Consider the following 26,790-nt stretch of genomic DNA (forward strand, 5'->3'; position numbering starts at 1 on the left):
TTCTCCAGGTGGTGCCGGGGTCCGGTTTTCCGGTGTGACGGTCACCTTCCAGTGTGACTCACCACCCCGTGAAAGGGGTGGCTGCTCGGTACGCCGGTTCCCCTTCACGACGGGCCCGCATTCGGGGCAAGTGCGGTAGGTGTCGCGGGGGCCCCGCGCCATCACGTCCCGCCCGGCGCTCTCAGCATGTCAGTAGTGGACGTCAGAGACCTGTTGATCCGTAGCTCTGGCCGGATCGGTCAGCGACGGCCACACCGGCCTACGAGGCCTCGGAGGGACGGTCTCGGACGGGGGCGGTTGCCGGGACTGCGGTACGGCGCTGCTGTACAGCACCAGCGCTCGGAGCGGTCCGACCTTCCGCCTAAGCTGCGCCCATGTGGAAAGAAGCCGCTGCTGGAGCCTCGCCTGACGTCGAGTTCCGGACACCCGTGGACGCGACCGCTCTGGCTGAGGCGGAGCGGCGCCTTGGGCGAGTCTTGCCGGCGCGACTGAGTGCGGCGTGGCGCCCGTGATTCGCCGAGTCCCCGTGGTTTCCCGCCCTGTTAGGCACTCGGGGGCACGCGATGGCTTCTTTGCTGGGGCGTAGGCATGCGAACGGGCGAGTAGTTGTCAATAACTGTGGATGCGTTGTCGGCCGTACGAGTCCGTGCCGGCTTGCGAGGTGTGGTGATCACCGCGCGTAGGCAGTGCCGCCCTCGGTGGCCAGCGCGGTGGCGATCTCGCGGTGTGCCTGCCGGCGCTCTGCTTCGGGGATGGGCGGCAGGATTTCCTCCCACACGAGGAGGAAGGTACCTCGTAGCTGCAGCATTCCGGCCGGGCGGGCGAGGAACCAGATGTGCAGATGGGCGCCGCCGTCGCCCCAGCGGTTCACGTGCACGCGGGCGACGCCGTCCAGGGAGAGGATGGCCCGCTCGACGCGCTGCAGCAGCGGCCCCAGTTCGGCTGCCCGCTCGGTGGGCAGGTCGGACAGGTCGTGATGGCCGCGCGGTTGCAGCATCACCACTGCGGGCAGCCGGGACTCGGCGCCGACCGCGTCCAGCCGCCAGTCCTCGTCCGCCCAGAGCGCCTCGGACAGCGGCCTTCGGCAGACGGTGCAGCCCTCAGGACCAGCTTCACCATTGCAGTCAGGATCGGGCAGCACTGGCGGCTGCAAGCATTTGACCTGCAAGTCTCCTTCGAAGGGAAAGGTTTCCCAGGCGGCGACCGAGCTCACGGGCAGCGGCAGCCGCTCGCCGGTCGGCAGCCGTCGGACGAAGCCACTGGCTCATCGGCTTTTGAGGTAATGGTCACCGGCGCAGTGTTCCATCCGTTGATCTTGCGTGGGTATCCCCGGCTTCAGCCGGGGAGGGAAACGCATCCTTGGCCCGGAGGCGCGTAGCGCCGGGGTGCGCTCCGCCTCCGTGGTGACGGTCAGACGGGCCGCTTCTGGCCCTCGATGTACTGCCGGATGACGGTCAGCGGTGCACCACCGCAGGAGCCCGCGAAGTAGGAGCGGGACCAGAACACCGACCCCATCCCGATGCGGTTGATCCTGCCGGTGTATTCGGCCCGGAGGTACCGGGAGCTGACGCCCTTGAGGCTGTTGATCAGCTTCGACAGGGCGACTTTCGGCGGATAGTGCACGAGCAGGTGTACGTGATCGGCTTCGCCGTTGAACTCCCGTAGCTCCACCTCGAACTTGCCGCACACCTCCCGCATGATCTCTTCGCACCGCTTCAGCATGGCGTCATCGAAGACGCCTCGCCGGTACTTGGTGACGAACACCAAGTGAGCGTGCAGGTTGTAGGCGACGTGCCGTCCCGTGCGCATGTCGGGGTTTGGGATCCAGCGTGGTGACATACACCAAGTGTAGTATGATCTCCGAGGCTGACCGAAAAGGGGGTGGGCCGGATGATCCGTGCGTACAAGTTCCTTATGCGGCCCACCGAGGCCAGCAAGGCGCACTCGCCGAGATGCTGCGTGATCACTGCTCCCTCTACAATGCCGCCCTCCAGGAGCGCCGTGACGCCTACCGGCACGTCTCGAAGACGACGATCCGGTACGGGCAGCAGTCCGCGCAGCTCAAGGACATCCGGGCGTTCGATCCGGAGCGTCAGGGCCGTTGGTCGTTCTCGTCGCAGCAGGCGACGCTTCGCCGGTTGGACAAGGCGTTCGCCGCGTTCTTCCGCCGCATCAAGGCCAAAGACAAGCCGGGCTATCCACGTTTCCGGCCGGGAAAGCGGTTCGACACGGTGGAGTTCCCGAAGGACGGGGACGGCTGCCGGTGGGACTCCACGCCGCACGACCCCGTGACCCGTGTCCGTTTTCAGGGCGTCGGGCACGTCAAGGTGCACCAGCACCGGCCCGTGGTGGGCAAGGTCAAGACGGTCTCGGTGAAGCGCGAAGGCAAGCGCTGGTACGTCATCCTGACCGCCGAGCAGACTGTCCCTGAGCCGCTTCCGGCGACGGCAAGCGTAGTCGGCATCGACATGGGCATAGCCAACTTCCTTGCCGACTCAAACGGTGGCTTCGTACCCAACCCCCGACACGGCCGGAGAGCCGCCGCAAAGCTCGAAGCCGCACAGCAAGCGCTCAGCCGCTGCAAGCGCGGCTCGAAGCGCCGTCACAAGGCCGTGGAGAAGGCGGCCCGGCTTCACCGCAAGGTTCGCCGACAGCGCCTGGACCACGCGCACAAGACCGCGCTTGACCTCGTACGCAAACACGACTTCATCGCGCACGAAGACCTCAAGATCCGCAACATGAGCAAGGCCCCGGCCCCGAAGCCGGACCCCGACCAGCCGGGCAGCTTCCTGCCCAACGGGGCCGCCGCGAAGGCTGGGCTGAACCGATCGATCAACGATGCCGGATGGGGGGTGTTCCTCCAGATCCTCACCGCCAAGGCAGAGTGCGCCGGACGGGAAGTGATGGCCGTGGACCCCCGCAACACCTCCCGACGGTGCCCCGAATGCGGGCACACCGCCAAGGAGAACCGGCCCGCACAGGAGAAGTTCCGCTGCGTCGCCTGCGGCCACCACGCGCACGCGGACACGGTGGGCGCTGTCAATGTCCTACGGGCCGGGCTGGTCCGTCGCGAAGCCGCACCGGCATAGCGAGAAGCCCCCTCATTCATGAGGGGGAGGAGTCACGACGTCAGTTGTTTGCCCATAGCCCGGCACACGTGTTCCCTTCACGCCGCTGCTTCGGGGTGTTCGACGAGGTGTCCGCGTTCGAAGCGGGCTCCGGCGCGGACGAGGGCGACGAGGTGGGGTGCGTTCACGGCCCGCCAGCGGACCTGGGCGGACTCGATGAGCTCGAAGACCATCGCCAGGGCGGCTGCGCGGGAGCCGGCCCCTGTGGTGACCTTCGTCCGCAGCCGGACGGTGGCGAAGGTCGACTCGATGGGGTTCGTCGTCCGCAGGTGGATCCCGTGCTCGGCGGGGAAGTCGTAGAACGCCAGCAGTGCCTCGTCATCGACGATCGTCTTGGCGGCCTTGGGGAGCTTCGTCCCGTACTGCTTGGCGAACGCCTTGACCGCGGCGGCCGCGTGCTCGCGGTCCTCGGCGTCCAACCCGAGGCCGATCCAGATGAGCATTGCTCGCAACGGGGAAGGGCACGGCAGACTGCCGCTATGGGGATACCAGTGGCAGTGACGACGCTGCTCTTCGTGCTCGCGTCGGTCTCTGCGATTTTCCAGGCTCGCAAGGGCCAGTGGTGGACCGCTGTCGCGGTCTTTCTGCCTTCCCTCGGTGTGGCCGCGCTGCTTGGTGGCTTGGAGTGGCAGAGCACGCCGCTCTTCTGGCTGGCGTTCGTGCTCGTGTTGGCCGGCTTCGGCGCGGAGGGCATGGCCTACTGGAGAACTCGAACGGCTGGTAGGCGGCAGGTGGACCAGTGAGCGCGGCCACGTGTCGAGTTCGGTGGACTCTCCATGGCCCAGGCAAGCCAGAGGCCCTCCTGTCAGGTTGAGCCCCCTGGCCGCCCGCAGGATTGATCCTGTGGCCTCCCTTGTCAGGTCGGTCCGAGAGCCCCGCTTCGCCACGGGAAGCCGTCGATACCTGCGGCCCGCCACCTGGAAGTGATCGCAGGAGAACGCTCCGATTCGCTGGCGTTGGTATCAGCCGTTGATGTCATCCGCAGTCCGCCGGGAGCATCATGCGCTCCCCCGTTGCGTCGGCAGTCACGGGGACCACGCCGCTTTCGGATCACTGAAGAGCGTATCAGGTGAGGCAAGGAGGGTGGTGCGGAGCAAGGCGTCCATCCAAGCGGGATCGACTGGAACACCCATCATGCGTTCCATCAGCGCAAAGGATTCGGCGCACAGCGTCTCCATGCGAAACGCGACATCTTCCGCCCAGGCGGGGAGCTCCAACTGGCGGTCCATCCAGGTCGCGTCCTCCAGGCCAAAGGGATCGAACATACCGTCCACTCGGCCATCGACCGCATGCATGACCTGATAGCGGGCGTTGATGTTCCGGTGCACGCTGAAGAACTCGCCGCCGTCCACCGAGGCTCGCCTGGCGATCTCCGGAATGCTGCCGTGGTAACCCCACTCGATGGCGATGACGTGCTTCCCGACGGTAACTACGCGCAGTAGTTCGTAGTCGGGGCAGGGGTGACTGACCTGTTCGTCGACCGCTTCAGCGAATGTCATCATCCGAGACGCTGCCGGATCACCGCCGAAAGCGCGGATCACGCCGTCCTCGGTCGTCCCCGAGATCACGGAGAAGGTGTAGGCCTCCGGCTCGTCTGCATCAGCCCACGCGTACTGGGCAACGAGGTCATCCCACAATGCCGTGCCTCTTCCCGCTCCGCTGTCCGCTTCAGTCACCGTGGCGCTGCACTCTACAGAGAGGCCGGTGTAGCGGCTTTGGGCGGGAGCTGCCATGGGGCGAGAGATCGGGGCCCGTATCGCTGGTCCGCGAATCGGGCAGTCTGTGGACCTGCCCGATTCAAGCCCGATGTGGGCCGGTCTTCGAGCCGCGCGGCCGACGGAGCCGGGGCCCGGAGCGGAGAACGGAGCCAATCCTTGCGCCTGGGGAAAGGAAGTGGGCACGTGGCCATTACCAGGAGGTAACTTCTACTGGTTTGATGTCCGGCGCCGGTTGTACGGCCGGCTCCGAACCCCCACCGGAAACAGGAGATCCTGTGCTGAACTCCGCGCTCCGCCGCATCCCCGGCGCAGCCCTGACCGCCGTGCTCGCCGCCACCACCCTGGCCGCGACCGCACCGTCGGCCGTCGCCGCACCCACCGCGGACACCCCGCGGCTGAAGGTGCTCACGTACAACACGTTCCTGTTCAGCAAGTCGCTCTACCCCAACTGGGGCCAGGACCACCGGGCGGCCGCCGTCCCCGCGGCTCCCTTCTTCCAGGGCCACGACGTTGTCGTGCTCCAGGAGGCGTTCGACAACTCCTCGTCGGACGCGCTCAAGAGCAGGGCGGCGGACCGGTATCCGCACCAGACGCCGGTGATGGGCCGCAGCAGGAACGGCTGGGACGCGACGAGCGGCGCGTACTCGGCGACGACGCCCGAGGACGGCGGTGTCACGGTCCTGAGCAAGTGGCCGATCGTGCGCAAGGAGCAGTACGTCTACCAGGACGCCTGCGGTGCGGACTGGTACTCCAACAAGGGGTTTGTCTACACGGTCCTCGACGTGAACGGCACGAGGGTCCACGTCGTGGGTACGCACGCACAGTCGACGGACCCGGGGTGCGACGCGGGTGAGGCGGCCGAAATGCGCAGCCGTCAGTTCCGTGCGCTGGACGCGTTCCTGGACGCCAAGAGCATCCCGCCGTCCGAACAGGTGATCGTGGCGGGTGACTTCAACGTCGACTCCCGTACGCCGGAGTACACGCGAATGCTCGCCGACGGCGGTTTCGCCGGGGCGGACGCGCGGACCGGGCACCCGTACTCCTTCGACACGCAGGAGAACTCGATCGCCGCCGAACGCTACCCCGACGACCCGCGCGAGGATCTGGACTACGTGCTGCACCGGGCGGGGCACGCACGGCCCGCGGGCTGGACCAATGAGGTGATCAAGGAGCAGAGTGCGCCCTGGTCGGTCTCCAGCTGGGGCACCACGTACACGTACACCAACCTGTCCGACCACTATCCGGTGATTGCCTCCAGTCAGTAAGCGCAAGCGCGCGGCGACACCCTTGTCTTGATGTCAGGGCCATGCCACATTGAGTCCGCAGTTCGGACTGGTCCAGTCCACATTGCCGTCCCCACGGCAAGCCCCCCACGGACTCGTAGAAGGAGAAGCCCTGATGAGACGCACGCTCCGCGCGCGCATCTGCCTTCCCGCCCTTCTGGCCCTCACCGCCGTCGGACTCGGCTCCGCCACGGCGGGGGCCGCCGACCACCCGGTACCGGCCGCCGGTCCGGCCCCGGGCGTCGCGGCGACCGCCGTCCAGTACGCCCAGCACAGCTCGCTCGAACGCGCCCTCGGCGACCGCACCGCCGGCTCCTACCTCGACGCCGCGAGCGGCGAACTGGTGGTCACGGTGACGGACGCCGAGGCCGCCGAACAGGTACGGGCGACCGGCGCCCGCGCCGAGCTCGTCTCGCGCAGTGCGGCGCAGCTGCGGTCCGCGATCGACACCCTGCAGGCCAAGGCCCGGATCACCGGCACCTCGTGGGGCATCGACCCCCGGACGAACCAGGTCGCGGTCGAGGCCGACTCGTCGGTCTCGGCGCGCGACATGGTCCGGCTGAAGACGGTCGCCACGGCGCTCGGCGACCGTGTGCGGATCACGCGCGTGCCCGGCGTCTTCACCGAGGAGGTGGCGGGCGGGGACGCGATCTACGGCGGCGGCTACCGCTGCTCGGCGGCCTTCAACGTCTCGAAGGGGACGACCCGTTACTTCCTGACGGCCGGACACTGCACCAACTCGGCGAGCAGCTGGTCGGCCACCTCCGGCGGGCCGTCCATCGGCACCCGTGAGGGCACCAGCTTCCCGACCAACGACTACGGCATCGTCCGCTACACGGACGGCTCGGCGCCCGCCGGGAACGTCAACCTGTACAACGGCAGCTACCAGGACATCAGCTCCGCGGCCGACGCGATCGTGGGCCAGTCCCTTCGCAAGTCCGGCTCCACCACGAAGGTGACCAGCGGCACGGTGACCGCCGTCAACGTCACCGTGAACTACAGCGACGGCCCGGTCTACAACCTGGTCCGCACCACGGCCTGTTCCGCGGGCGGTGACAGCGGTGGCGCCCACTTCGCCGGCTCGACGGCGCTGGGCATCCACTCGGGCAGCTCCGGCTGCACCGGTACCAGCGGCTCGGCCCTGCACCAGCCGGTGCGCGAGGCGCTGAGCGCGTACGGGGTCGCGGTCTACTGACCTCGGTTCGTCACAGCGGGGCGTCCCCACCGGCCGTGGGCGCGCCCCGCATCGCGTCCGGAGCGGGTCGCGCCGGGACCTCAGCCCTTGGCGTACCAGTCGGTGTCGTCGCTCGCGGCGACCGAGGTGTACGTCTGGTGGATGCCCACCAGGGCCGCCACCAGCCGGGGGTCCCAGACGCCGGCCGCCGCCCGGTACTCGTCGAGCATCCCCCGGTACACCAGCGGAGCCCGGCCCGACCCGTCCCGCAGGGTCAGCCGTCGCGGGCAGGTCACCGGGTCCTCGGCGAGGCCGGTGAAGGAACCGATGATCACGACGATGTTCCACGGCATGAACACCGTCCACCACATCGCCCACCAGAACAGGCGCCCGGCCGCCCCCTGCGCGGGGCGGCCGTTCGCGGGCTCGACGGTCCAGCGGGTGCGGCGGAACGCGAGGAGTGATCCGCGGCGCATCCGTATGCGGCCGATGGCGGTGCCGGCCGGGTCGTCGACGCGGTAGACCGCCCGGGGGCCGGTGACGGATTCGGTGGTCACCCTGGCGAGCAGCTCGCCTCGCTCGTCGCCGGACCAGAGGACGAACTCGCGCGCCATGCCGTGACCGTGGAAAGCGCCCGCGCCGTGGTCACGCTGCAGCACGGCGACCGGCCGCGGCGGTGCGCCACCGCCCTCCTTCGCCACGATCATGATGGGCAGCCCGCCGTTCCGCGGCAGGTCCTTGTACGCGCCCCGCAGGCCGCCCCGTCCCGTGTTGACCAGCGAGTACGTCGTCGTCGCCATGTGCTCCCCCGTGAAGGCCGCCGACCATCCTAGATCGCCGCCCGGGGGACGCCGCCGCCGGTCAGTCGTGGTCGTAGACGGTGACGTCGATGCCCCGTGCCGTGAGCCGGGCGGCTATCAGCGGCTCGATCCGCGACCACGTGCCGCCCGCCAGCCCGCAGCCGATGCGCGGCATGTGGACCGAGGCACTCAGCTCCAGCGCCTTGCCGGCGACGGCGGCGAGCGCCGTGTCGATGGCCTCGTAGCGCACGGGGACGCCTTTGCTGCCGGTGCGCACGCCCCGCTGGCCCACCATGTTGGCCACCCAGAGGTACGGGCCGACCTGGACGAACTGGGCCGCGCCCAGTGCGAAGTCGTTTCCCGCGCGCTGCCGGTGCCAGCGGCGGTAGGCCGCCTCTGGCTCGGACCAGCGGCGGGAGAGGGCGAGCACGAAGCCCTTGCCCCAGCCCCCGATGTCATTGCAGACGTGCGCGATCACTTTGACGCCTTTGCCCTGCGGCGCGGTGGCGTCCCCCCGGACGTATCTGATCTCGGACATGGCACAACCGTACGATGCACCTCTGACAACGCCCTGCTTCAAGCGCCGGCTTTCACAACGATGGTGAGACAGCAATACTGTTGCACCGGTGCGGTTCAGCAGAAGGAGGGTCATGGCGACCGAGACCGAGGAGCCGACGCTCACCGTCGACGAACTGGCCGCGCGCGCCGGGGTCACCGTGCGCACCATCCGTTTCTACAGCACGCGCGGTCTGCTGCCGCCGCCCGTGATCGGCCCCCGGCGCGTGGGGCACTACGGCTCCGACCACCTGTCCCGGCTGGCCCTCATCGAGGAACTGCAGCACCAGGGCATGACGCTGGCGGCCATCGAGCGCTACCTGGAGCAGTTGCCCGCGGACCTGAGCGCCCAGGACCTCGCCATCCACCGCGCCCTGGTCGCCTCGTGGGCACCCGAGTCGGCCGAGGAGGTGACCCGGCAGGAGCTGGAGCGGCGGGCCGGCCGGCCTCTGTCGGAGCAGGACGTGGACCGGCTCGCCGCGATGGGTGTGCTGGACCGTACCGACGGGGACGCGTTCCGGCTCGACGGCTCACTGCTGCGCCTCGGCGTCGAACTGCTGGACGTGCCCATCGCGCACGAGACCATCCTCGCGTCCCGCACCGTCCTGCTGGGCCACGCGCGGGCCGCGGCGCAGGACCTGACGCGCCTGTTCCGCGACGAGGTCTGGGGTCCCTATCGCGAGCGCGAGTCGGACCCGGACCATGTGGCGGCGATGAAGTCGCTGTCCGCGCACATGCAGCCGATGGTGATCCAGGCGCTGGTGACGGCGTTCCAGCGCTCGCTGCGGGAGGAACTGCGCGAGGCGTTCGGCGCCGGCGGGCCCGCGGAGCGCAGCGCGTAAACGCCTTGCCGCGAGCCGGGCGGTGCGTGAGGCTGCCCCGCATGTCCGATCAAGGAACCAGCACCTCGCACAGCGTGCACGCCCTGTTCCGCGAGGGTCGGCTGACGACCGTCCCCCGCAAGGCCGCGCGGCGCGAGCAGGTGCTCACGCACCTGGCGCGGACGCTCTTCGAGCGGGACCGCGACTACACCGAGCGCGAGGTCAACGACGTGCTGCTGACGGTGCACGACGACTGCGCCGCGCTGCGCCGCTACCTGATCGTGGCGGGCCTGCTGACCCGCACGAAGGACGGCGGCAGTTACCGGCGGGGACGTTAGACAGGGTTCCGGACACAACTGCCCCGCAGGATGTCCTGCGGCGGGCCGTCGCCGTCACCGTTCGTCGGCATCGTGAACGCCGGCTTCGCGGGCGTGTGCACTGCCGGGCAGCAGTGGCGACGTGACGGTCGAGGTGCACACGGGTGTGTTCACCGGGCCGGGGATCCTGCCCCTGATCACCGGGCCGGCCGAAGGAGCCTGCTCCACCGGCGCCGTCACGCGCGAGGAGACGGACAACTGGATCGCTGAGCAGTGTGCGCGGGCCGAGGCCGACCGCCTGTCCCTGGCACTGCCGATGTTCATGGCAGCGGCGACCGCACGACGATGAGACGCCGGCCGTGAAGTCGCCGGTGTCCTCAGTCCTCGCGGTCGAAGACGAATCCTCGGCGCGGCGCCCGGCGTGTCACGGCCGTGGCCGCGACACGCCGGGCATGGACTACCACCACCCTCATCGGGGCAGGACGCGTCAGGCGTCGGTGAAGACCTCGCCCCGCTCCGCCTTCTCCAGCAGCAGCGCGGGCGGCTGGAAGCGCTCGCCGTACCGGTCGGCCAGCTCACGGGCGCGCGCCACGAAGCCGGCGGGGCCGCCCTCGTAGCCGTTGATGTACTGCAGCACACCGCCCGTCCAGGCCGGGAAGCCGATGCCCATGATGGAGCCGATGTTGGCGTCGGCGACCGAGGTGAGGACGTTCTCCTCGAGGCAGCGGACGGTGTCCAGCGCCTCGGAGAAGAGCATGCGCTCCTGCATGTCCTCGAACGGGATCCCGGCGTCCTCGCGGGTGAAGTGCTCGCGCAGGCCCGGCCACAGCGCGGTGCGCTTGCCGTCCTCGTCGTAGTCGTAGAAACCGGCGCCGCCGCTGCGGCCGGTGCGGCCGAACTCGTCGACCATGCGGTCGATCACCGCTTCCGCCGGGTGCTCCGCCCAGGTGCCGCCCGCCTCCTCGATCGCGCGCCTGGTCTCGTTGCGGATCTTGCGCGGCAGGGTGAGGGTCAGCTCGTCCATCAGCGAGAGCACCTTGGCCGGGTAGCCGGCCTGGGCCGCGGCCTGCTCGACGGAGACGGGGTCGACGCCCTCTCCGACCATCGCCACACCCTCGTTGATGAACTGGCCGATGACCCGCGAGGTGAAGAAACCGCGGGAGTCGTTGACGACGATCGGCGTCTTGTTGATCCGGCGGACCAGGTCGAACGCGCGGGCCAGTGCCTCGTCGCCGGTGCGCTCGCCCTTGATGATCTCCACGAGCGGCATCTTGTCGACCGGCGAGAAGAAGTGCAGGCCGACGAAGTCGTCCGAACGCGAGACGCCTTCGGCGAGCACGGTGATGGGCAGCGTGGAGGTGTTGGAGCACAGGAGGGCGTCGGGCTCGATGACGTCCTGGATCTCCTGGAACACCTTGTGCTTGAGCGCCGTGTCCTCGAACACCGCCTCGATCACGGCGTCGCAGCCCGCGAGGCCGGCCGCCTCCGCGGTCGGCGTGATGCGGGCGAGCAGCGCGTCCGCCTTCTCCTGGGTGGTACGGCCCCTCGCCACCGCCTTGGCGCACAGCTTCTCCGAGTAGCCCTTGCCCTTCGCGGCGGCCTCGGCCGACACGTCCTTGAGGACCACCTCGATGCCGGCGAGGGCGCAGGAGTAGGCGATGCCCGCGCCCATCATGCCCGCGCCGAGGACGGCGACCTTGCGGACGGGGCGCGGCTCGATGCCGTCGGGGCGGCTGCGGCCCGCGTTGACGGCCTGCAGGTCGAAGAAGAACGCCTGCGTCATGTTCTTCGACGTCTGGCCGGTGACCAGCTCGGTGAAGTACCGGGACTCGATGACCTGCGCGGTCTCGAAGTCGACCTGGGAGCCCTCGACGGCGGCCGCGAGGATGTTGCGCGGCGCCGGGTAGGGGGCGCCCGCGGTCTGCTTCTTCAGGTTCGCGGGGAAGGCAGGCAGGTTGGCGGCGAACTTCGGGTTCGACGGGGTACCGCCGGGGATCTTGTAGCCCTTGACGTCCCACGGCTGCTGGGAGACCGGGTTGGCGTCGATGAAGGCGCGGGCCTTGGCCAGCATCTCCTCGGGGGTGGCGGCCAGTTCGTGGACCAGGCCGTTCTCCAGCGCGCGCTTCGGCGAGTACTGGGTGCCCTGGATGAGCACCTTCAGCAGGGCGTCGGCGATGCCCATGAGCCGTACGGTGCGGGTGACACCGCCACCGCCGGGCAGCAGGCCCAGGGTGACCTCGGGCAGGCCGATCTTGGAACCGGAGACGTCGAGCGCGATGCGGTGGTGGCAGGCGAGGGCGATCTCGTAACCGCCGCCGAGCGCCGCGCCGTTGACGGCCGCGACGACGGGCTTGCCGATGGTCTCGATACGGCGCAGGGCGCGCTTGATGGCCATGCCGCCCTCGAAGACGGACTGCGCGTCCTCGGGACCGGCCTGGATCATCAGCTTCAGGTCGCCGCCGGCGAAGAAGGTCTTCTTGGCGGAGGTGAAGACGATGCCGCGGATGGAGTCCTGCTCGGCCTCCACGCGGTCGGCGATCGCGGTGATGGAGGCCCGGAAGGCCTCGTTCATGGTGTTGGCGGACTGGTCGGGGTCGTCGAGGACGAGGGTGACGACGCCGGTCTCGTCCTGTTCCCAGCGGATGGTGGTGGACTCGCTCATGGTGGTGGCTGCTCCGTAAGGCGGGAAGGACGGGTGGTCAGAGACGCTCGACGACGGTGGCGATGCCCATGCCGCCGCCCACGCACAGGGTGGCGAGGCCGTACCGCTTGTCCTGGCGCTCCAGTTCGTCGACGAGGGTGCCGAGGATCATCGCGCCGGTCGCGCCGAGCGGGTGGCCCATGGCGATCGCGCCGCCGTTGACGTTGACCTTGTCGAGCGAGAGGCCCATGTCCTGGGCGAAGCGCAGGACGACGCCGGCGAACGCCTCGTTGATCTCGACGAGGTCGATGTCTTCGATGGTCAGGCCGGCCCGGCCGAGCGCCTTGCGGGTGGCGGGGGCGGGGCCGGTGAGCATGATGGTCGGCTCGGAGCCGGAGACGGCGGCGGAGACGATCCGGGCACGCGGCGTGAGGCCGTAGCGCTCGCCGACCTCCTTGTTGCCGATGGCGACGAGGGCGGCGCCGTCGACGATGCCCGAGGAGTTGCCCGCGTGGTGGACGTGGTCGATCTTCTCCACCCAGTGGTACTTCTGCAGCGCGACGGCGTCGAAGCCGCCGAGGTCGCCGATGTCCGCGAAGGACGGCTTCAGCGCGGCGAGGGAGTCGGCGGTCGTCCCGGGGCGCATGTGCTCGTCGTGGTCGAGGACGACGAGGCCGTTGCGGTCGCGGACCGGGACGACCGAGCGCTCGAAGCGGCCGTCCTTCCACGCGGCGGCGGCGCGCTCCTGCGACAGCGCCGCGTACTCGTCGACGTCGCGGCGCGACCAGCCGCCGAGGGTGGCGATCAGGTCGGCGCCGATGCCCTGGGGGACGAAGCCTGTGTCGTAGTTGGTCATCGGGTCGGCGAACCAGGCCCCGCCGTCGGAGGCCATGGGGACGCGCGACATCGACTCGACGCCGCCGGCGAGGACGAGGTCCTCCCAGCCGGACCGGACCTTCATCGCGGCCATGTTGACGGCCTCGAGGCCGGAGGCGCAGAAGCGGTTCTCCTGGACGCCCGCGACCGTGTCGGGCAGTCCGGCGGCGATCGCCGCGATGCGGGCGATGTCGGAGCCCTGGTCACCGACCGGGCCGACGACGCCGAGCACGATGTCGTCGATCGCGGCCGGGTCGAGACCGGGGAACCGGCGCTCGATCTCGTGGATCAGGCCGACGACGAGATCGATCGGCTTGGTGCCGTGCAGGGCGCCGTTGGCCTTTCCGCGCCCCCGGGGGGTACGGATGGCGTCGTACACATACGCTTCGGTGCTCACTGTCTGGAGCCTTTCGACGAGGGTGGGCCGTGTGCGGAGGTGGAGTCAGCTGAGCAGGGAGCGGCCGATGATCTCCTTCATGATCTCGGTCGTCCCGCCGTAGATGGTCTGGATGCGGCCGTCCGTGAACGCCCTGGCGACGCGGTACTCGTTCATGTAGCCGTACCCGCCGTGGAGCTGGAGGCACCGGTCGGCGGCGCGCTTCTGCAGCTCGGTCGCCCACCACTTGGCCATGGACGCGTGCACGGCGTCCAGCTCGCCGGCCGCGTGGTCGGCGATGCAGCGGTCGAGGAAGGCGCGGGTGACGGCGCATTCGGTGGCGAGCTCGGCGATCTCGAAGCGGATGTGCTGGAGCCTGGCGAGCGGCCGTCCGAACGCCTCCCGCTCCTTCACGTACGCGGTCGTGATCTCCAGCAGGTGCTCGGCGGCGGCGATCCCGGCGACGGCTATCGCCATCCGCTCCTGCGCCAGGTTGGTCATCAGGTGGACGAAGGCGCCGTTCAGTTCGCCGAGGAGGTTCTCCTTGGGGACGCGTACGTCGTGGAAGAACAGCTCGGCGGTGTCCTGGGACTTCTGGCCGATCTTGTCGAGGTTCCGGCCGCGCTCGAAGCCCTCCATGCCGCGCTCGACGACGAGCAGCGACAGGCCGTGCGCGCCACCCTCCGGCGTGGTCCTCGCGACGACGACGACCAGGTCGGCGAGGATCCCGTTGGAGATGAAGGTCTTGGAGCCGTTGAGCACCCAGTGGTCACCGCGGTCCTCGGCGGTGGTGCGGATGCCCTGCAGGTCGGAGCCCGCGCCCGGTTCGGTCATGGCGATGGCCGTGATGGTCTCGCCGGTGCAGAAGCCGGGCAGCCAGCGGCGCTTCTGCTCGTCCGTGGCGAGGGAGGTCAGGTACGGGCCGATGATGTCGTTGTGCAGCCCGATCGCCAGTCCGGGCGCGCCGGCGCGGGTGAACTCCTCGTGCAGCACGGCGGCGTAGCGGAAGTCGTCGTTGCCGCCGCCTCCGTACTCCTCCGGCACGGCGAGGCCCAGGAGGCCCTGCCGGCCCGCCGCGCGCCAGGCGTCCCGGCTGACGATGCCGTCCTTCTCCCACTGTTCGTAGTGCGGCAGCACCTCCTTGGCGAGGAAGGTGCGGACGGTCTCGCGGAAGGCCTCGTGCTCGGCGGTGAAGATCTGGCGCTTCAACGGTCCTCCTGCGGATCGGTCAGGGTCACGTCCCAGTCGCGGGCGACCTCCGCCGTGTGCGCGCCGGGCATCGCCGGCGGCCGCCTCACGGCCCCGGGCGTGGCGGAGAACCGCGGCGCGGGCGCGGGCTGGGTGATGCCCCCGTGGTCGGTGAAGGTGCCGCGGGCCGCGATGTGGGGGTGCGCCGGTGCTTCGCGCAGCGACAGGACGGGCGCGACGCAGGCGTCCGAGCCCTCGAAGACCGCGGTCCACTCGGCGCGGGTACGGGTCCTGAAGCGGGCGGCGATCGCCTCGCGCAGCTCGCCCCAGCGGTCGAAGTCCTTGCGGGCCGGGATCTCGTCCCTGATGCCGAGCAAGTCGATGAACTCGTCGTAGAACCGCTGCTCCAGCGCGCCGACCGCCATGTAGCCGCCGTCGGCCGTCTCGTAGGCGCCGTAGAAGGGGCATCCGCCGTCGAGCAGGTTGGTGCCGCGGCGGTCCTGCCAGCCGCCGGCCGCCATCATGCCGTGGATCATCGTGGCGAGGTGGGCGGCGCCGTCGACGATGGCCGCGTCCACGACCTGGCCCGTGCCGCCCTCGGTGCGCGCGTGCTGGAGGGCGGCGAGCACGCCGATGACGAGGTAGAGCGAGCCGCCCGCGTAGTCGCCGACCAGGTTGGCCGGGACAACGGGCGGCTCGCCGTCCTTGCCGATCATGGAGAGCGTGCCGGTGAGGGCGATGTAGCCGATGTCGTGGCCGGCCCGGTGGGCGAGCGGGCCGTCCTGCCCCCAGCCGGTCATCCGCCCGTAGACCAGCCGCGGATTGCGGGCCAGGCACACGTCCGGGCCGACGCCGAGCCGTTCGGCGACGCCGGGGCGGTAGCCCTCGATCAGCACGTCGGCCCGCTCGACCAGGGCGAGGACCTGGCCGGGCCCGTCCTCGGCCTTGAGGTCGATCAGCACCGAACGCTTGTTGCGGTTGGTGAGGTCGTAGGCCGGATCGATACCGAGTCCCGCGCCGCCGGGGCGGTCGATCCGCACGACGTCGGCCCCGAGGTCGGCCAGGAGCATGGCGGCGAACGGGCCGGGCCCGATGCCCGCCAGCTCCACCACACGAACCCCGGCCAGCGGGCCGTTCATTGACGCTGTCATCCAGCCCCCAGCAGTGTGACACAACTGATGTAACACCAGTGATGGTAAGAACGCGTTCCACTCCGCACAAGGGCTTCGGGAGAGCAAGCGCTTAGAAGCGCGGACAACGCCAGGTTACCGATGGGAAACGCTTCTTCTGCGGGGCCGCGCGGCGCGCTAGCCTCAGCCACCGACATCGGCGTTCTGGCCCCGTGCCCTGATCCGCCGGACAGCCCCGACGGCGGAGGAGCCATTGGACAGCCAGAACGGGACCGGTCGCGCGCAGCGTCCGTACGACATCGTGCTCTTCGGGGCGACCGGGTTCGTCGGACAGCTCACCGCCGAATACCTGGCGCGGTACGCGCCGGCCGACTGCCGATGGGCGATCGCGGGCCGCAGCCGGGCAAAGCTGGAGCGGCTGCGCGAGCGCCTCGCCGTCATCGCTCCCTCGTGCGCGGACCTTCCCCTGGTCGAGGCCGACGCGGACGATCCCCGCGCGCTGCGGGAACTGGCCGAGTCGGCACGGGTCGTCGCGACGACGGTCGGCCCCTACGTCCTGTACGGCGAGGCGCTGGTGGCCGCGTGCGCCGACGCCGGGACGGACTACGCGGACCTGACGGGCGAGCCGGAGTTCGTGGACGCGATGTTCGTACGCCACGACGCGCGCGCCCGCGAGACCGGCGCGCGCCTCGTGCACGCCTGCGGCTTCGACTCGGTCCCGCACGACCTGGGCGCCTTCTTCACGGTGCGGCAGCTGCCCGAGGGGGTGCCGCTGAAGGTCGACGGGTTCGTCAGCTCCAACGCGATGTTCTCCGGCGGGACCATGGCCTCGGCGCTCACGGCGATGGCGCGCGGCCGCGAGACGCTGCGCGCCGGGCACGAGCGCCGGCTGCACGAGCCGCGGCTGGTCGGGCGGCGCGCCCGCGCACCGCTGGGGGCGCCGCACTTCAACCGGGAGACGGGCGCGTGGGCGCTGCCGCTGCCGACGATCGACCGGCAGATCGTGGCGCGTTCGGCGCGCGCGCTGGAGCGTTACGGCCCCGACTTCCGCTACCGCCACTACGCGGCGGTAGCGTCGCTGCCGGTGGCGCTCGGCGGCCCGGCGGCGGTGGGCGCGGGCTTCGCCCTCGCCCAGATCCCGGCGGCGCGGAGGTGGCTGATGAGCCGCTACGCACCGGGCGAGGGCCCGAGCCCGCAGCGCCGCGCGAAGAGCTGGTTCTCGGTCCGCTTCGTGGGCGAGGGCGGTGGCCGCCGCGTGTTCACGGAGGTGTCGGGCGGGGACCCCGGGTACGACGAGACGGCGAAGATCCTGGCGGAGTCGGCGCTGTGTCTCGCCTTCGACGAACTGACGGTGGGCGGTGGCCAGTTGACGACGGCGGTGGCGATGGGTGACGCGCTGGTGGACCGGCTGCGGGTGCGGGGGGTGCGGTTCCGGGTGGCGGCGGTGCGGTAGGGGGCGCGGCGGGGTGGGGACCGCTGCGGGGTGGGGGCCGCTGCGGGGGGCCGTTTCCCCACCCGCCCCCTTCCCGAACCGGGCTCCGCCCGGACCCGTACCGCGCTCGGCGCGGTGTCCTCGAACTCCCCTACGGCCTGGCGGCCGTGGGAGGGGCCCCCGGACGGGCTGATTTCGCGCAGCGAAATCAGCCCCCGCCGGCGCTTGAGGCGCAGGGGCCCACCCAGCTTCGCCGGCGATTGAGGCGCGAGGTTCGGGGCAGCGCCCCGACAAGAGCGCCGCGTGCAAGCAGCCCCACCGGCGATGGAACCGCCGGGCAACCTCCAGCCCCGCCGGCGATTGAGGCGCGGGGGCACGGGGGCAGCGCCCCGAGGGTTAGGGCATCGCCTCGCGCAAGGCCCGGCGGCACAGGGCGTCCGCGTGGCGCGTCGTCTCCGGGACACGGAAGCGCGGCGCCAGGCGCAGCACATGCGCGCAGGCCGCTTCCAGCGTCACCCGGTGGCCGACCGAGACGTACACCGGCTTCACACCCGACTGCGTCCGCAGGGCCCGCCCCACCTCCTCGCCGTCCTCGGCGCGCAGCGTCGCGAAGTCACCGCGCCGGCCGCCCAGTTCGCCGTGGGAGAAGACGAACGGGTTCTTCGCGACACCGATCACCGGCAGCCCCGTCAGCACGCCGAGGTGGCTGGCGAGGCCGAAGCGCCGTGGATGGGCACGTCCGTAGCCGTCGCAGACGACCAGCCCGGGCCCCACCGGCAGGGACTCCAGCGCGGCCAGCACCGTCGGGATCTCCCGGAACGCGAGCAGCCCGGGGACGTACGGAAAAGAGACCCGGCCGATCGCCGTCGACCGCGCCACGACCTCCAGGGTCGCGGCGTCGAGCACGACGGCCGCCGCGGCGACGATGTCGCGCTCGTCGTCGTACGCCACGTCGACACCCGTCACCAGCCCCGTGCCGGGCGGCGGCCCGGCCTCGTCGAGGACGACACGCGTGCGCAGTTCGTCCTGGACGGCCAGGGCCGCCTCCTCGGTCTCGGGCCAGCCCGCGGGAATGTCGACGATCTTCATGGTCCGATCAGCCTAAGCCGCGCCCGGGTAACCTGGCGATCATGTTCGTAATGGAATTGACCTACACCGCTCCCGTCGTGCGCGTCGAGGAGCTCCTCGACGCGCACGTCGAGTGGCTGGACGCGCTGTACGAGGAGGGCGTGTTCATCGCCTCCGGGCGGAAGAACCCGCGCGACGGCGGCGTGATCCTCGCCGTCGGGGACGACCGCGAGCGGATCGAGCAGATCGCGGCGGCCGACCCCTTCGTCATGGGCGAGGTGTGCACCTACCGGATCACGGAGTTCATCGCGACCAAGACCGCTCCCGAACTCGCCCCCTACCGGCAGCAGTTGCCGTCGTAGCGGCGTCCGGTCAGAACTCCAGGCGCGCGACCCGGCCCTTCTCGCCCGACGCCCAGCACCCGAAGTCGGGCGTGCAGTCGACGGTGTCGAACGACCCGCTGTCCACGGTGCGCCAGGTGCGGCCGCCGTCGACGGTGAGATCCGTACCGGTCGGGCCGACGGCGAGGGCCGCCGACTTCAGGTGCGGCAGCCACGCGACGCCCGAGCGGTACGCGGGCGGCGGTGTCGCCGCCTGGCGCCAACTGCGCCCGCCGTCCGCCGTGACGGCCGCGGCCCGGGGTGATCCCTCGCCGCTGCGGTAGTCGCCGCCGACGGCGATGCCCTGCTCGCGGTCGCGGAAGGCGAGGGCGAAGACTCCGCGCGCGGGATCCCCGGCCGGCACGGTCGACTCGGCGACGCTCCAGTTCAGTCCGCGGTCGGCGGAGTGCAGGACCCGGGCCGTGGCGCCTCCCCCGGTGGCCAGCCAGACGTCCTTCGGGCCCGAGGAGACCAGGCACTGGCCGCTCGCGGCGAAGCCCGCCTCGCCCGGCAGGGCGGCCGGCATGCCGTCGCTCGGCAGCACCTTCCAGGACCGGCCTCCGTCACCGGTGGACAGGATCCGGTACTTGCCGTCGACCGGGTCGCTCATGGCGAGCCCGTGGCGATGGTCGAAGAAGGTGACGCAGTCGTAGAAGGCTCGCGGATCGGTGTTGCGGAACGACTCGGTCCAGGTCTCCCCGCCGTCGTCGGTGCGCAGCACGCGGGACGCCTCCCCCTCCCCGATGGCGAGAACGACGGCCCGGCGGGCGTCGAACGCCTCGACGTCCCGGAACTCCAGCTCCCCCGCCCCCGGCGGCGAGACGTTCAGCCATGTACGGCCGCCGTCACCCGTGCGCAGCACCGTCCCCTTGGATCCCGCCACCCACGCCACCTTGCGGCTGACCGGCGCGAGGCCCCGGAAGCGCACGTCGGTCCCGGTCTCCTTCAGCTTCCAGGCGGGCGTCGCCGCGGCCGCGCGCGGGTCCGTCTCCGCGGCCGGCCGGGCCGCCTGTGCCGGTACGGCGAGCACCGCGGAAACCGCAGCCGCGCACAGCCCCACCGACACCATTCGTCTCGTCTTCCCCTTGGACGTCATGGCGCTGGAAGCTAGCCCACGGGCCCTATGCCGTCCAGAGTGCGAGACGGCGTACCGCACGGGGCGGGACGGTGACACAGCTCACTCGCCCCCCGGATGCACGGATTCCGTTGCTCCAGCGTCTTCGGTGGTGCCCGGGAGCCCCGGGCAGGACGATCCCATCGAGCCGCACACGAAGGAGCGGGCCTTGTCCACCGTCATCGAGCAGGCCGTTCAGGCCCGCCTCGTCGCCTCCGCACCCCGCATGGAGTCGGTTCCGGCGACGCTGCACTACGACCGCCGGGACCCCTTCGCCGTGCGTATCGACTTCCCGGCCCCGGCGACGCTGGAGGGCGCCGACATCTCGTGGGCCTTCTCGCGCGAGCTGCTGGCCGAGGGCGTCCGCGCGGCGACCGGCGTCGGCGACGTCCGCGTGCGGCCGTACGGCTACGACCGTACGGTGCTGGAGTTCCACGCAGCTGAGGGCACCGCGGTGGTGCACATCCGCACCGGTGAGCTGCTCCGCTTCCTCGACCGGGCGCAGGCCCTGGTGCCGGCGGGCAGCGAGCATCTGCACCTGGACCTCGACCACGACCTCGCCGAGCTGCTGCGCGACGCCTGCTGACCCTCCCGCTACGCCTTGCGGGCGCGGGGGGCGGGTCATCAGCAACTTCTAAAGCAAGGCCTGGCGCGCCACGCGGTGGCGGAGGTAGACGACTCCCGAGCTGAAGGTGCGGGTCTCGACGAGTTCGAGGTCCACCCGGCGCTCGCGTTGGGGAAAGAACGGAATGCCACCGCCAACCAGCACCGGGTAGACGATGGCCCGGTACTCGTCGATCAGACCCAACGCGGCCGCCTCGGCGGCGAGAGTCGCGCCGCCGATCGCGATGTCGCCCTCCCCCGGCTCGGCTCGCAACCGCTCGATCTCCTCCGCCAGGCCGCCGGAGGCCAGGCGGGCATGGCCCTGCACCGTCGACAGCGTGGTGGAGAACACCACCTTTGGCAGCGGCTTCCAGAGCGCGGCCCACTCGAGCGTGGAGTCGTCGAGCGATGGATCCTGGTCGGCGGTCTCCCAGTACAGCATCGTCTCGTACAGCCGTCGTCCCAACAGGTGGACGCCGACCTGTCGGATCTCGTCGATCCAGAAGCGAAAGACCTCCTCGTCGGGCCCCGTCCAGTCGAAGTCGCCGTCCGGCCCGACGATGTAGCCGTCAAGTGAGACGTTCATCGAATAGGTCACGCTGCGCATCAGAAGTCCTCCTCGGGAACGGGTTCGACACTATGACCGCCGACCGCCGCAGGACTCATCACGGCTCGCGGGATCCCCTCAGATGCCCCGCCCCACGCGAAGATCATCACGAAGGACGGCGATCTTTCGAGAGACGGCCTAGCGGTCGCTCCGGCGCTCCCTCATCAGGGCGTTGAGCCGTCCGTAGTCCTCACCGCCGGTCAGCGCCGTGTACGTGCCCGTCTCCAGCAGCTCGGCGGCGGCCCGGCGCACCACGGCGTGGGCGGCCTGCGCGATACCCGACCCGACGCTGACGCGCGCCGCCCCGAGCCGGCCCAGTTCGGCGGCGTCGGGCGCGCCCGGGCCCGCCATCACGTTCAGCGGCGCGTCGATTCCCTTGGCCAGCGCCTCCACGGTCCCCGGGTCGACCACGCCCGGCACGAAGATCCCGTCCGCTCCGGCGGCGACGCAGTCCGCGGCCCGCCGGAGCGTCTCGTCCAGCCGGTCCGCCTCCGCGCCGATTCCCGCGAGGTAGACGTCGATGCGGGCGTTGACGAAGAGCGGGACCTCCGCCGCGTCCGCCGCGGCCCGCGCCGCCGCGATCCGGCGGACGTGCTCGTCGGCCGGGCGCAGGCCGTCCTCGATGTTGACGCCCACGGCGCCCGCGTCCAGCACGGCGCGCACGGTGGCGGCGATGCCGTCGGCGTCGGCCGCGTAGCCGCCCTCGATGTCCGCCGTGACCGGCACGCCGACGGCCGAGGCCATACGCGCCACCTGGGCGAGAGCCGCGGCTCCCTCCAGCCGGTCGCCGTCGGCGGTGCCGAGGTCCCAGGCGACGCCGGCGCTGGTGGTGGCGATCGCCGCGGCGCCCGCGTCCTCGATGATCCGGGCGCTCGCCGTGTCCCAGGCGTTGGGGAGCAGCAGCGGACGGCCGGTGGTGTGCAGGGCGTGGAAGCGGCGGGCGAGGTCACGAAGGTTCGTCATGCCCGCACTCAATCAGTGCTTCCCCCGCTGTGGCTGGCAGCTTTCCGACATCAACGCGGGCGGGCCCGGCAGCCCGTAAATGCTTTGACAGCCCGACGGGCCGGTCCCTAGCGTGTACGACGGTTCTGTTGTCGTCGATCGGAGTAGGACGTTGCTCGTCTGAGGTCACGAGACACCGTGCGGCCCGGCCTTTGCCCGCGCGCACGTGTGCGACCTCGACGCTCTGCCGTCCGCTTTCCGCCCGACCGGGACCTCTTCTCGTTCCCGTACGGCTCCGTCGCCACGTGTCCCGGTGTCTCCACCGTTGCCCCGCCCCTTCCACGCGACCCGGAGACCCGTATGCCACTCACCCCCGCTTTCCTCACCTGCTCCTCCCTCGGCTTCGCCTGGCCGGACGGCACGCAGGTGTTCGACGATTTCCACCTCGCCGTCGGCCCCGGCCGTACGGGCCTGATCGGCCTCAACGGCTCGGGGAAGTCCACCCTCTTGAAGCTGATCGCCGGCGATCTCGTCCCTGTCTCGGGCACGGTCCGGGTCGCGGGCGAGGTCGGGTACCTGCCGCAGAACCTGGTCCTCGACACGGGCCTGCGCGTCGACGAGGTGCTGGGCATCGCCGCGACCCGCGCGGCGCTGCACGCCATCGAGGGCGGCGATCCGAGCGAGAAGCACTTCACCGCGGTCGGCGACGACTGGGACGTGGAGGAGCGCGCACGCGCCGCACTCGACCAGCTCGGTCTCGGGCACATCGGCCTGGACCGCACCATCGGCGAGGTGTCCGGCGGCGAGGGCGTCCTGCTGCGGCTGGCGGCCCTGCTGCTGGCCAGGCCGGACGTGCTGCTGCTCGACGAGCCGACCAACAACCTCGACCTGTACGCGCGCCGCAGGCTCTACGACGCGGTCACGGCCTGGTCCGGGGTCATGGTGGTCGTCAGTCACGACCGCGAACTACTCGAACGCGTCGACCAGATCGCCGACCTGCGCGACGGCGAGGTGAGCTGGTACGGCGGCAACTTCACGGCGTACGAGCAGGCGCTCGCCGTCGAACAGGAGGCGGCGGAGCGGATGGTGCGTGTGGCGGAGGCCGACGTGCAGCGGCAGAAGCGCGAACTGGCCGACGCACAGGTGAAGTTGGCGCGCCGCAAGCGTTACGGGCAGAAGATGTGGGACAGCAAGCGCGAGCCCAAGATCGTGATGGGCGCCCGCAAGCGCGCCGCTCAGGAGTCGGCGGGCAAGCACCGCATCATGCACACGGAACGGCTCGCGGAGGCACGGGAACGCCTCGACGAGGCCGCGGACGCCGTACGCGACGACGACGAGATCCGCATCGAGCTGCCGCACACCACCGTCCACCCGGGGCGCGGAGTGCTGCGGCTGAGCGGACTGCGCCTGCGGTACGGCGCCGAGATCCCCGGCGAGCTGGAGGTGCGCGGGCCCGAGCGCATCGCCCTGGTCGGGCGCAACGGCGCGGGCAAGACGACGCTGCTGCGCACCATCACCGGGGAGCTCGCGCCGGTCGCCGGCGAGGCGGTGGCACAGGTTCCGCTGCGCTTCCTGCCGCAGCGTCTCGATCTGCTCGACGACGGCCTGAGCGTGGTCGAGAACGTGGCCCGCTTCGCGCCGGGCGCGACGAACAACGCGATTCGGGCCAAACTCGCGCGCTTCCTGTTCCGCGGGGCGCTGGCCGACCAGCCGGCGGGGACGCTGTCGGGCGGTGAGCGCTTCAGGGCCGCCCTCGCCGCCCTGCTGCTGGCCGAGCCCGCGCCGCAGCTGCTCATGCTGGACGAGCCGACGAACAACCTCGACATGGCGAGCGTGCGGCGGCTGACGGCGGCGCTGGAGTCCTACGAGGGCGCGCTGATCGTGGCGAGCCACGACGTGACGTTCCTGGAGTCGATCGGCGTCACGCGCCGGCTGCTGCTGGACGGCGAGGGGCTGCGGGACATCTCGGCCGACGAGCTGGGGGCGGAGGCGTTCCCGGAGGGCTGAGGAGGGCGCGGTGCGAGGGCGGGGCCGGCCGGAACCGGAACGTGACCTGCCTCTCCCTGGCACCGCGCCACCTGGCCACATAACCGTATGTAAGGGGCCATTGCGGAGCCGGGCTTGGCCGAGGCCTTATCGCGTGCTTAACCTACGGTTTCGTAACCTACGAATCCGTAAGTACCTCTCCCGTCCCCAGGAGCACTCGTGACGATCACCTCTCCCCACCTCGGCAGTTCGGACGCCTGGAGCGACGCCCGGCTGCTGTACGCACTGGAAGAGGTCGTGGAGAATGAGCTCAACCGCCACCTCAAGGTCGCCAAGGACTGGATGCCGCACGAGTACGTGCCCTTCGGCGACGGCCGGAACTTCCCGGGCTTCTTCGAGGACGGGGAGGCCTGGGAGCCGGACCAGTCCAAGGTCACCGACATCGGCCGCATCGCCCTCGTGGTGAACCTGCTGACCGAGGACAACCTCCCGAGCTACCACCACGAGATCGCCTCCCTCTTCGGCCGCGACGGCGCGTGGGGCACCTGGGTGCACCGCTGGACCGCGGAGGAGGGCCGGCACGGCATCGTCATGCGCGACTACCTGCTCACCTCGCGCGCGGTCGACCCGGACAAGCTGGAGCAGTTCCGCATGGCGCACATGGCGGAGGGCTTCGAGTCGGACAACCGCCACTCGATGCTGCACTCCGTCGCGTACGTCGCCTTCCAGGAGCTCGCGACCCGCGTCTCGCACCGCAACACCGGCCACCAGTCGGGCGACCCCGTCTGCGACCGGATGCTGGCGCGCATCGCGACCGACGAGAACCTGCACATGGTCTTCTACCGCAACCTGCTGAGCGCGGCCTTCGAGCTCGCCCCCGACCTGACCATGCAGGCCGTCCGCGACGTCGTGGTCAACTTCCGGATGCCCGGACACGGCATGCCCGGCTTCGAGCGCGCGGCCGCGCAGATGGCGATCGGCGAGATCTACAACCTGCGCATCCACCACGACGACGTCCTCCAGCCGGTGCTCCGCTTCCTGAAGATCATGGAGATCGACGGCCTGGGCCCCGAGGGCCTCAAGGCTCAGGAGGAGCTCGGCCTGTACATGGGTGGGCTGGACTCCGAGGCGAGGAAGTTCGACGAGAAGCTCGCCGCCCGCAAGGCCCGCATGGCGGCCCGCGCGGGGAAGTGACGCCGAGGCCGGCCGACCCCGGCGTGCGGGCCCGGTCTCACCACGCGGCCTCCTGGTAGTCCTTGAGGAACACGCCTGCGACCGGGTCGCCCGCCTCACCGCGCACGATCGGGTCGTAGATCCGCGCCGCGCCGTCGACGACGTCGAGCGGCGTGCGGGTGCCGAAGGCGGCGATCCGCGCCTTGCGCGGCGCTGGGTTCTCGTCGGTGATCCATCCGGTGTCGACGCTGCACATGTGCACGCCCTCGGCGGCGAGCTGCGCCGCGCTCGTGCGCGTGAGCATGTTCAGTGCCGCCTTGGCCATGTTGGTGTGCGGGTGGCGGGCGGTCTTGTTGCGCACCGCGAACCGGCCCTCCACGGCCGTCACATTGACGATGTACCGCCGCGGCCTGGGCGAGGCCAGCAGCAGCGGCAGCAGGCGGTCGGCGAGCAGGGCCGGCGCCAGGGCGTTGACCAGCTGGGTCTCGAGCAGCTCGGCGGGGTCGAGGCCGCCGAGCCGGGCCGACCAGGAGTTCTCCGGCGCGAGGTCGGGCAGCAGGCCCGTCTGCTCGGACGCCTCCGCCTCGGCCTCCGGCAGGACGAGTGAGAGGGCGCCGTCCGGTGCCCCCACGGCCGCCATCGGCGCATAGCCGGGCGCCATGAGCACGCCGGGCCGCGCGGCGCCGCTCTCCCCCGCGGCCAGCAGCGCGTACGCCTCGGGCGGGCGGCGGATCGTCTGCGCGGCGTTGTTGACCAGGACGTCCAACGGCTCGCCGCTGTCGCGCAGCCGCTCGCACAGGCCCAGCACCTGCCGTGGGTCACGCAGGTCGACGGCGACGACCGTCAGCCGGCCGAGCCAGTCGCGGCTGCCCGGCACGGCCCGGAACCTGCGCAGCGTGTCGTCCGGGAACCGGCTCGTGACCAGCAGCTCGGCACCGTCCCGCAGCATCATCAGCGCCAGCTGGAAGCCGATCTTCACCCGGCCGCCGGTGAGCAGGACCCGCCGTCCGCGCAGGTCCGTGCTCAGCGAGCGCCGGGCGGTGTTGTCGGCGGCGCAGGGCGGGCAGAGCCGGTGGTAGAAACTGTCGACCTGTCGGTAGAGCGCCTTGCAGACATAGCAGTGCCGGGGCCGCTCGTAGTGCTCGACGTCCCGGCCCGGCTCCACGGCCGCGAGCGGCGCGTCCTCTAGCCGGTCAAGGGCGCCCGTGGCGGTCCCGGCCGCGAGGGCGGCATCGGCCTCGGACCGGGCGCGCCGTACGGCCTTGCGCCGCAGATTGCGGCTCTCGCGCGCGAACGACGCGGCGATCGACTCGCCCCTCATCCGCCGGGGATCGCCCAGCGGCAGCGCACGCAGCTTGCGCGCCATGAGCGCGAAGGCGTCCAACTCGTCGTCCGTGACCTGGTCGTTCATGTCGTCGTCCCAACCCCTGCCGAGTCCGGTGATCTTAACGACGGCCCGTCAATCGGAGCATCCGGAT

The 26,790-nt window shown here is 70.9% G+C and carries 25 protein-coding genes and 2 pseudogenes; 12 read left to right on the forward strand and 15 right to left on the reverse strand.

Annotated elements, in window-relative coordinates; all coding sequences use genetic code 11:
• Positions 1–670: 670 nt before the first annotated feature.
• Together QFZ82_RS07685 and tnpA are read right to left on the reverse strand one after the other, a co-directional pair.
• Positions 671–1,213, reverse strand: coding sequence for a hypothetical protein (locus QFZ82_RS07685; RefSeq protein ID WP_307712419.1), 543 nt, complete (start codon positions 1,211–1,213; stop codon positions 671–673).
• 197 nt (positions 1,214–1,410) lie between these two features.
• Positions 1,411–1,839, reverse strand: coding sequence for an IS200/IS605 family transposase (gene tnpA, locus QFZ82_RS07690; protein ID WP_307712420.1), 429 nt, complete (start codon positions 1,837–1,839; stop codon positions 1,411–1,413).
• Between the two features lie 51 nt (positions 1,840–1,890).
• On the opposite strand from tnpA, the pseudogene QFZ82_RS07695 reads away from it, so the two are divergent.
• Positions 1,891–3,089: pseudogene (locus QFZ82_RS07695) on the forward strand (RNA-guided endonuclease InsQ/TnpB family protein).
• A 77-nt stretch (positions 3,090–3,166) separates the two neighbouring features.
• On the opposite strand, the pseudogene QFZ82_RS07700 reads toward QFZ82_RS07695, so the two are convergent.
• Positions 3,167–3,544, reverse strand: a pseudogene (locus QFZ82_RS07700) (transposase); the annotation flags it as partial.
• Positions 3,545–3,625: 81 nt separating this feature from the next.
• Between QFZ82_RS07700 and QFZ82_RS07705 the strand changes: the two are divergent.
• The gene (locus QFZ82_RS07705; RefSeq protein WP_307712421.1) at positions 3,626–3,871 is read left to right on the forward strand and encodes a hypothetical protein; all 246 of its coding nucleotides are present in this window, start codon (positions 3,626–3,628) and stop codon (positions 3,869–3,871) included.
• A 282-nt stretch (positions 3,872–4,153) separates the two neighbouring features.
• On the opposite strand, the gene QFZ82_RS07710 is transcribed toward QFZ82_RS07705, so the two are convergent.
• On the reverse strand, positions 4,154–4,861 hold the full coding sequence (locus tag QFZ82_RS07710; protein WP_307712422.1) for a DUF6461 domain-containing protein: 708 nt from the start codon (positions 4,859–4,861) through the stop codon (positions 4,154–4,156).
• A gap of 260 nt (positions 4,862–5,121) precedes the next feature.
• On the opposite strand from QFZ82_RS07710, the gene sph reads away from it, so the two are divergent.
• Both sph and QFZ82_RS07720 read left to right on the forward strand, forming a co-directional pair.
• Entirely contained in the window at positions 5,122–6,111 is a 990-nt protein-coding gene (gene sph, locus QFZ82_RS07715; protein WP_307712423.1) for a sphingomyelin phosphodiesterase, read from the forward strand.
• Between the two features lie 133 nt (positions 6,112–6,244).
• Positions 6,245–7,324: a S1 family peptidase gene (locus QFZ82_RS07720; protein WP_307712424.1), complete on the forward strand. Its 1,080-nt coding sequence runs from the start codon at positions 6,245–6,247 to the stop codon at positions 7,322–7,324.
• A gap of 80 nt (positions 7,325–7,404) precedes the next feature.
• Here the strand turns inward: QFZ82_RS07720 and QFZ82_RS07725 are convergent, their stop codons facing one another.
• Positions 7,405–8,103, reverse strand: coding sequence for a hypothetical protein (locus QFZ82_RS07725; protein ID WP_307712425.1), 699 nt, complete (start codon positions 8,101–8,103; stop codon positions 7,405–7,407).
• A gap of 61 nt (positions 8,104–8,164) precedes the next feature.
• Entirely contained in the window at positions 8,165–8,641 is a 477-nt protein-coding gene (locus tag QFZ82_RS07730) for a macro domain-containing protein (protein WP_307712426.1), read from the reverse strand.
• A gap of 112 nt (positions 8,642–8,753) precedes the next feature.
• Here QFZ82_RS07730 and QFZ82_RS07735 point away from each other — a divergent pair, with 112 nt between their 5' ends.
• The 3 genes from QFZ82_RS07735 to QFZ82_RS07745 all read left to right on the forward strand — a co-directional run bounded on the left by QFZ82_RS07735 (position 8,754) and on the right by QFZ82_RS07745 (position 10,145).
• A complete protein-coding gene (locus tag QFZ82_RS07735) occupies positions 8,754–9,500 on the forward strand; it encodes a MerR family transcriptional regulator (protein ID WP_177147474.1) in 747 nt (248 codons plus the stop codon).
• A 41-nt stretch (positions 9,501–9,541) separates the two neighbouring features.
• Positions 9,542–9,817 (forward strand): DUF2087 domain-containing protein, encoded by a 276-nt coding sequence (locus QFZ82_RS07740; RefSeq protein ID WP_307712427.1) that lies wholly within the window; start codon positions 9,542–9,544, stop codon positions 9,815–9,817.
• Positions 9,818–9,938: 121 nt separating this feature from the next.
• On the forward strand, positions 9,939–10,145 hold the full coding sequence (locus QFZ82_RS07745) for a hypothetical protein (protein WP_307712428.1): 207 nt from the start codon (positions 9,939–9,941) through the stop codon (positions 10,143–10,145).
• A gap of 138 nt (positions 10,146–10,283) precedes the next feature.
• Here QFZ82_RS07745 and QFZ82_RS07750 read toward each other — a convergent pair whose 3' ends face one another.
• Genes QFZ82_RS07750 through QFZ82_RS07765 form a run of 4 tightly spaced genes read right to left on the reverse strand, consistent with a single transcriptional unit; the run spans position 10,284 to position 16,028 of the window.
• Positions 10,284–12,458, reverse strand: a complete 2,175-nt coding sequence (locus QFZ82_RS07750; RefSeq protein ID WP_307712429.1) for a 3-hydroxyacyl-CoA dehydrogenase NAD-binding domain-containing protein — start codon at positions 12,456–12,458, stop codon at positions 10,284–10,286.
• 37 nt (positions 12,459–12,495) lie between these two features.
• Positions 12,496–13,710: an acetyl-CoA C-acetyltransferase gene (locus tag QFZ82_RS07755; RefSeq protein ID WP_307712430.1), complete on the reverse strand. Its 1,215-nt coding sequence runs from the start codon at positions 13,708–13,710 to the stop codon at positions 12,496–12,498.
• Between the two features lie 45 nt (positions 13,711–13,755).
• Positions 13,756–14,898 (reverse strand): acyl-CoA dehydrogenase family protein, encoded by a 1,143-nt coding sequence (locus tag QFZ82_RS07760; protein WP_307712431.1) that lies wholly within the window; start codon positions 14,896–14,898, stop codon positions 13,756–13,758.
• Positions 14,895–16,028 carry a CaiB/BaiF CoA-transferase family protein gene (locus QFZ82_RS07765; RefSeq protein WP_307712432.1) on the reverse strand — a complete coding sequence of 378 codons (1,134 nt, stop codon included), beginning with the start codon at positions 16,026–16,028 and terminating at the stop codon, positions 14,895–14,897. The genes QFZ82_RS07760 and QFZ82_RS07765 overlap by 4 nt, the downstream gene beginning before the upstream one ends.
• 232 nt (positions 16,029–16,260) lie before the next feature.
• Between QFZ82_RS07765 and QFZ82_RS07770 the strand changes: the two genes are divergently transcribed.
• Positions 16,261–17,460, forward strand: coding sequence for a trans-acting enoyl reductase family protein (locus tag QFZ82_RS07770; RefSeq protein WP_307712433.1), 1,200 nt, complete (start codon positions 16,261–16,263; stop codon positions 17,458–17,460).
• A 375-nt stretch (positions 17,461–17,835) separates the two neighbouring features.
• Here the strand turns inward: QFZ82_RS07770 and QFZ82_RS07775 are convergent, their stop codons facing one another.
• Positions 17,836–18,528: an endonuclease V gene (locus QFZ82_RS07775; RefSeq protein ID WP_307712434.1), complete on the reverse strand. Its 693-nt coding sequence runs from the start codon at positions 18,526–18,528 to the stop codon at positions 17,836–17,838.
• Between the two features lie 41 nt (positions 18,529–18,569).
• On the opposite strand from QFZ82_RS07775, the gene QFZ82_RS07780 reads away from it, so the two are divergent.
• Positions 18,570–18,869 (forward strand): YciI family protein, encoded by a 300-nt coding sequence (locus QFZ82_RS07780; protein WP_307712435.1) that lies wholly within the window; start codon positions 18,570–18,572, stop codon positions 18,867–18,869.
• A 10-nt stretch (positions 18,870–18,879) separates the two neighbouring features.
• On the opposite strand, the gene QFZ82_RS07785 is transcribed toward QFZ82_RS07780, so the two are convergent.
• Positions 18,880–19,983, reverse strand: coding sequence for an oxidoreductase (locus tag QFZ82_RS07785; RefSeq protein WP_307712436.1), 1,104 nt, complete (start codon positions 19,981–19,983; stop codon positions 18,880–18,882).
• 187 nt (positions 19,984–20,170) lie between these two features.
• Between QFZ82_RS07785 and QFZ82_RS07790 the strand changes: the two genes are divergently transcribed.
• Complete coding sequence (locus tag QFZ82_RS07790; RefSeq protein WP_307712437.1) at positions 20,171–20,587, forward strand: SsgA family sporulation/cell division regulator; 417 nt, start codon at positions 20,171–20,173, stop codon at positions 20,585–20,587.
• 48 nt (positions 20,588–20,635) lie between these two features.
• On the opposite strand, the gene QFZ82_RS07795 is transcribed toward QFZ82_RS07790, so the two are convergent.
• Complete coding sequence (locus QFZ82_RS07795) at positions 20,636–21,211, reverse strand: dihydrofolate reductase family protein (RefSeq protein ID WP_307712438.1); 576 nt, start codon at positions 21,209–21,211, stop codon at positions 20,636–20,638.
• A 138-nt stretch (positions 21,212–21,349) separates the two neighbouring features.
• Positions 21,350–22,174 carry an isocitrate lyase/phosphoenolpyruvate mutase family protein gene (locus tag QFZ82_RS07800; RefSeq protein ID WP_307712439.1) on the reverse strand — a complete coding sequence of 275 codons (825 nt, stop codon included), beginning with the start codon at positions 22,172–22,174 and terminating at the stop codon, positions 21,350–21,352.
• 339 nt (positions 22,175–22,513) lie between these two features.
• On the opposite strand from QFZ82_RS07800, the gene QFZ82_RS07805 reads away from it, so the two are divergent.
• Together QFZ82_RS07805 and QFZ82_RS07810 are read left to right on the forward strand one after the other, a co-directional pair.
• Positions 22,514–24,160, forward strand: coding sequence for an ABC-F family ATP-binding cassette domain-containing protein (locus tag QFZ82_RS07805; RefSeq protein ID WP_307712440.1), 1,647 nt, complete (start codon positions 22,514–22,516; stop codon positions 24,158–24,160).
• A gap of 198 nt (positions 24,161–24,358) precedes the next feature.
• Positions 24,359–25,333: an acyl-ACP desaturase gene (locus QFZ82_RS07810; protein WP_307712441.1), complete on the forward strand. Its 975-nt coding sequence runs from the start codon at positions 24,359–24,361 to the stop codon at positions 25,331–25,333.
• 37 nt (positions 25,334–25,370) lie between these two features.
• Here QFZ82_RS07810 and QFZ82_RS07815 read toward each other — a convergent pair whose 3' ends face one another.
• On the reverse strand, positions 25,371–26,723 hold the full coding sequence (locus QFZ82_RS07815; RefSeq protein WP_307712442.1) for an SDR family NAD(P)-dependent oxidoreductase: 1,353 nt from the start codon (positions 26,721–26,723) through the stop codon (positions 25,371–25,373).
• Positions 26,724–26,790 lie beyond the last annotated feature (67 nt).

Source organism: Streptomyces sp. V4I23, assembly GCF_030817975.1.
Lineage (GTDB): Bacteria > Actinomycetota > Actinomycetes > Streptomycetales > Streptomycetaceae > Streptomyces.